The following is a 4,385-nucleotide window of genomic DNA, read 5'->3' as shown; positions in this document are numbered from 1 at the left end:
GCGGCCCTGCTCGCCTCGGACAAGGACCGCCGCGAGCACGCCCTGGTGGCCGGGCAGGTCGCGGACGTGCTGGGCCGCTTCTGCGCCGATCTCGAGGTGCCCGCCGGGCCCGAGGTCATCGGCACACCCACCATGTGGCACCTGAGCAGTCGGATCACCGGGCGGCTCGTCGACCCGGGCGTCTCGTCGCTCGAGCTGGCCGAGGCGCTGCACCCGACCCCGGCCGTGTGCGGGGTGCCGGAGGACCCGGCCCGGGCCGCGATCGCGGACCTGGAGGCGGACGACCGCGGGTACTTCACCGGCCTCGTCGGCTGGACCGACCCGCGGGGCGACGGCGAGTGGGTGATCACCATCCGCAGCGCGGAGGTGAGCGGGGAGACCGTCCGCCTGTTCGCCGGGGCCGGGATCGTCGAGGGCTCGGAGCCCGCCGCGGAGCTGGCCGAGACCGGTGCGAAGTTCCGCACCATGCTGCGCGCGCTGGGGGTGGACGAGTGACCACGGAGCTCCCGGACCTCGACCACACCCCCTGGCCGCCGGAGCTCGCGGCGCGCTACCGCGCCGCAGGCCACTGGCGCGGGCAGACCTTCGGCGCCTGGCTCACCGCCTTGAGCCGCGCGTACGCGGAGCGCGTCGCCGTGATCGGCGAGGATCACCGGTGGACCTTCGCCGAGCTCGACGCGCGCGCCCACCGGATCGCCGCCGGGCTCGTCGACCTCGGGATCGGGCCGGGGGACCGGGTGGTCCTGCAGCTGCCCAACCGCCCCGAGTTCCTCGCGGCCGTGTTCGGGCTCTGGCGGGCGGGCGCGTGGCCGGTGTTCGCGCTGCCCGCGCACCGCGACTCCGAGCTGCGGCACTTCGTCGAGCAGGCGGAGGCGGTCGCGATCCTCACCGTGGACGTGCACGAGCGGTTCGCGCACGCCGAGGCCGCGAGAGCGGTCGCCGCGGCGGTGCCGTCGGTGAGGCACGTGTTGTCCGTCGATGCTCCGGAGTGGACCTCGGTCGCGGCCGCACAGCCGCGCGAGCTGCCCGACCCCGATCCCGAGGGTGTGGCGTTCCTGCAGCTCAGCGGGGGGAGCACCGGGCTGCCGAAGCTCATCCCGCGCACCCACGACGACTACCTGTACAGCGTGCGCGAGAGCGCCCGGATCTGCGCGCTGCGCCCGGACAGCGTCTACCTCGCGGCCCTGCCGGTGGCACACAACTTCCCACTGAGCTCGCCGGGTGTGCTCGGCGCGCTGCACGCGGGCGCCGCCTCCGTCCTGGCCCCCCGGCCGGACGCGGACACGGCCTTCCGGCTGGTCGAGCGGGAGCGCGTGACGATCACCGGTGTCGTCCCGCCGCTGGCCGCCGCCTGGGTGCAGGCGGCGGCGCGCACGTCTCGCGACCTGTCGTCGTTGGAGGTCCTGCTGGTCGGCGGGGCCAAGTGCGGCCGGGAGCTGGCGGCCCGGATCGGGCCCGCGCTCGGCTGCACCCTGCAGCAGGTCTTCGGCATGGCCGAGGGGCTGGTGAACTACACGCGGCTCGACGACCCGGAGGACCTCGTCCTGGAGACCCAGGGCAGGCCGATCTCGGTCGCCGACGAGGTCCGCGTCGTCGACGGCGCGGACCGCGAGGTCCCGCCGGGAGGGACCGGCGCCCTGCTCACCCGCGGCCCGTACACGATCCGCGGGTACTTCCGCGCCGGTGCGCACAACGCCACGGCGTTCACCGAGGACGGCTTCTACCGCACCGGCGACCTGGTGCGCCGCCGCGCCTCCGGGCACGTCGAGGTGGTCGGCCGGGCGAAGGAACAGATCAACCGGGGCGGGGAGAAGGTCGCCGCCGAGGAGGTCGAGGACCACCTGATGGCGCACGCCGGCGTGCTCGACGCGGCCGTCGTCGGGGTGCCGGACGAGTTCCTCGGCGAGCGGACCTGCGCCTACGTCGTCCCGACCCAGGGGGCCGAGCCGACCGCCGCCGAGCTGCGGAGGTTCGTCCGCGAGCGCGGGGTCGCCGCGTTCAAGGTGCCCGATCTCGTCGAGATCGTGGCGGCCTTCCCCGTGACCGGCGTGGGCAAGACCAGCAAGCGCGAGCTGAGGGCGGCCCTCGCGGCCGCCCGGACCGAGAAGGGGTGACCATGTCGCTGCCGAGCATCCAGGCCTATGACCTGCCCACCGAGCTGCCCGCAGGCAGGGTCGACTGGCGACCGGACCCGAACCGGGCCGCGCTGTTGGTCCACGACATGCAGCGGTACTTCCTCGCGCCGTACGCGGGGGCGCCGATCCCGCAGGTCACGGCGAACATCCAGGCGCTGCTGACCGCCTGCCGCGAGCGCGGGATCCCGGTGTTCTACACCGCGCAACCCGGTCGCCAGGCCGCGGAGGACCGCGGCCTGCTGACCGAGTTCTGGGGTGCCGGCATCGGTGCGGTGATCGACACCGACCCGCAGGCCGAGGACATCGTCCCCGCGCTGGCGCCGGAACCCGCGGACACCGTGCTGACCAAGTGGCGGTACTCCGCCTTCCAACGCAGCGACCTCGCCGAGCGCCTCGCCGCGGCGGGCCGCGACCACCTGGTGATCACCGGCGTCTACGCCCACATCGGCTGCCAGACGACGGCGGTGGAGGCGTTCATGCGCGACGTCGCCCCGTTCATGGTGTCCGACGCCGTGGCCGACTTCTCCCGCGAGCGGCACGACCAGGCCTGCGAGTACGTGGCGCAGCGCTGTGGGGCCCTGACCACGACCGCGGCCGCGCTGGAGGCGTTCAGCCCGGTGGGGGTGGCCTCGTGAGCGGACCGTCGGCCGGGCGCGTCACCGCCGACCAGGTGCGCGCGGACGTCGCCGAGCTGCTGGCCTGCGACCCCGCGGAGATCGACCCGGACGAGGACCTGCTCGACCGCGGGCTGGACTCGATGCGGCTGATGTCGCTCGTCGAGAAGTGGCGCGAGGCCGGGGCGACCGGCCTGGAGTTCCCGGACCTCGCCGAGCGGCCCGAGCTCGGGCACTGGGTCGCGGTGGTGGCCTCGTGAACCCCTTCGACGACCCGGAGGGCACCTTCCGCGTCCTCGTCAACGGCGAGGAGCAGTACTCGCTGTGGCCGGACTTCGCGGAGGTCCCGGCCGGGTGGGAGACGGTCTACGGCCCCGCCGACCGCGCCGCCTGCGTGCGGTACACAGAGGAACACTGGACCGATCTGCGGCCGAAGAGCCTGCGGGAAGCGATGGAGGCGACATGAGGCGAGACGACCGGGGACGACACCGCGAGCGGCTGGCCGAGGTCCGCGCCGGGCGCGTGGCGGAGAAGGTCGGCTACCCGATCCGGGTGCGTGAGATGGAGGTGCGCGGCACCGCCCGGCTGGGCTCCGGCCTGGTCCGGGTCACGCTCGGCGGGCCCGGGCACGAGGGCTTCGAGAGCCATTCACCGGACGAGCACGTCAAGCTGCTCTGGCCGGACGAGGACGGCACGCTGCGGCTGCCCGTCCCGAACGGCGAGATGCTGAGCTGGCCGCGGCCGGTGCCGGTCTCCCGCGAGTACACGGTCCGCCGGTACGACGCGGAGGCCGGGGAGATCGACATCGACATCGCCCTGCACGCCGGGGGCCTCGGCTCGGACTGGGCCGAGCGGGTGCAGCCGGGGGAGCGGATCCACGTGGCCGGGCCGCCCGGTGGGCTGATCGTGCCGCACGCCTACGACCGCTATCTCCTCGCGGGCGACATCACGGCGCTGCCCGCGATCGCGCGCTGGCTCGAGGAGCTGCCGCGCACCGCCGCGGGCTGGGCGTTCATCGAGGTCGCGGACCCGTCGGAGGAGATCGAGCTGGACGCGCCGGAGGACGTCGAGGTGCGGTGGCTGCACCGCGGGGACGTCGCGCCGGGACACTCGGACCTCGTCGAGCGGGCGGTTCGCGCGGTGCCGATCCCCGAGGGCGACCGGGTGTACGTCTGGCTGGCGGGGGAGGCGACGACGCTCAAGCCGCTGCGCCGGTGGATCAAGAACGACCTCGGGCTCGGCCCGGAGGACAGCGACGTGACCGGCTACTGGAAGCGGGGGGTCGCGGACTTCGACGAGGACGACGAGGACGAGCACGGCCACGGACACGGCCACGGGCACGGCCACGAGGGGGACGAGTCGTGACCGCGGCCCCGCTCGCGGCGGGGACCGGGCGGGCGGGCAGGGACAGCGGAGATAGCGGGGACAGCGGAGACAGCGGGGCCCTCGAGGACGTGGCGTCCGGCGCGATGTCGGGGGAACAGTGCAGGCTCTGGGTGCTGCACCAGCTCGAGGGACCGTCCACGACGGACGACCTCCCGGTGCTGCTGCGGCTGCGCGGCCTGCTCGACGCCGAGGCGCTCACCTCCGCCTGGCGGGACACCCTCGACCGGCATCCCGTGCTGCGCACCGTCTA

General features: G+C 74.6%; 7 protein-coding genes. All 7 read left to right on the top strand.

Annotated elements, in window-relative coordinates:
• Positions 1-495 (top strand): isochorismate synthase (locus tag H5J29_RS22540; RefSeq protein ID WP_181783037.1); only part of this gene is annotated, 495 nt, incomplete at its 5' end.
• Positions 492-2,114, top strand: coding sequence for a (2,3-dihydroxybenzoyl)adenylate synthase (locus tag H5J29_RS22535; RefSeq protein WP_181783036.1), 1,623 nt, complete (start codon positions 492-494; stop codon positions 2,112-2,114). The genes H5J29_RS22540 and H5J29_RS22535, both read left to right, overlap by 4 nt.
• Positions 2,115-2,116: 2 nt before the next feature.
• Positions 2,117-2,770: an isochorismatase family protein gene (locus H5J29_RS22530; RefSeq protein ID WP_181783035.1), complete on the top strand. Its 654-nt coding sequence runs from the start codon at positions 2,117-2,119 to the stop codon at positions 2,768-2,770.
• Positions 2,767-3,009, top strand: a complete 243-nt coding sequence (locus H5J29_RS22525; RefSeq protein ID WP_181783034.1) for a phosphopantetheine-binding protein — start codon at positions 2,767-2,769, stop codon at positions 3,007-3,009. Before H5J29_RS22530 ends, H5J29_RS22525 begins: the two co-directional genes overlap by 4 nt.
• Complete coding sequence (locus H5J29_RS22520) at positions 3,006-3,215, top strand: MbtH family protein (protein WP_181783033.1); 210 nt, start codon at positions 3,006-3,008, stop codon at positions 3,213-3,215. Before H5J29_RS22525 ends, H5J29_RS22520 begins: the two co-directional genes overlap by 4 nt.
• Entirely contained in the window at positions 3,212-4,114 is a 903-nt protein-coding gene (locus H5J29_RS22515; RefSeq protein WP_181783032.1) for a siderophore-interacting protein, read from the top strand. The genes H5J29_RS22520 and H5J29_RS22515 overlap by 4 nt, the downstream gene beginning before the upstream one ends.
• Positions 4,111-4,385, top strand: a 275-nt coding sequence (locus H5J29_RS22510) for a hypothetical protein (protein WP_181783031.1), incomplete at its 3' end; no start/stop codon positions are given. The genes H5J29_RS22515 and H5J29_RS22510, both read left to right, overlap by 4 nt.

Source organism: Pseudonocardia pini, assembly GCF_013870575.1.
In the GTDB taxonomy this organism is placed as follows: domain Bacteria; phylum Actinomycetota; class Actinomycetes; order Mycobacteriales; family Pseudonocardiaceae; genus Pseudonocardia; species Pseudonocardia pini.
The sequence above is the reverse complement of the archived record's forward strand: the minus strand, read 5'-3'. Positions and strand labels throughout refer to the sequence as shown.

Coding starts and splice junctions, on each gene's coding strand:
- H5J29_RS22530 (WP_181783035.1), top strand. CDS start 2,117: ATGTCGCTGCCGAGCATCCAGGCCTATGACCTGCCCACCGAGCTGCCC.
- H5J29_RS22515 (WP_181783032.1), top strand. CDS start 3,212: ATGAGGCGAGACGACCGGGGACGACACCGCGAGCGGCTGGCCGAGGTC.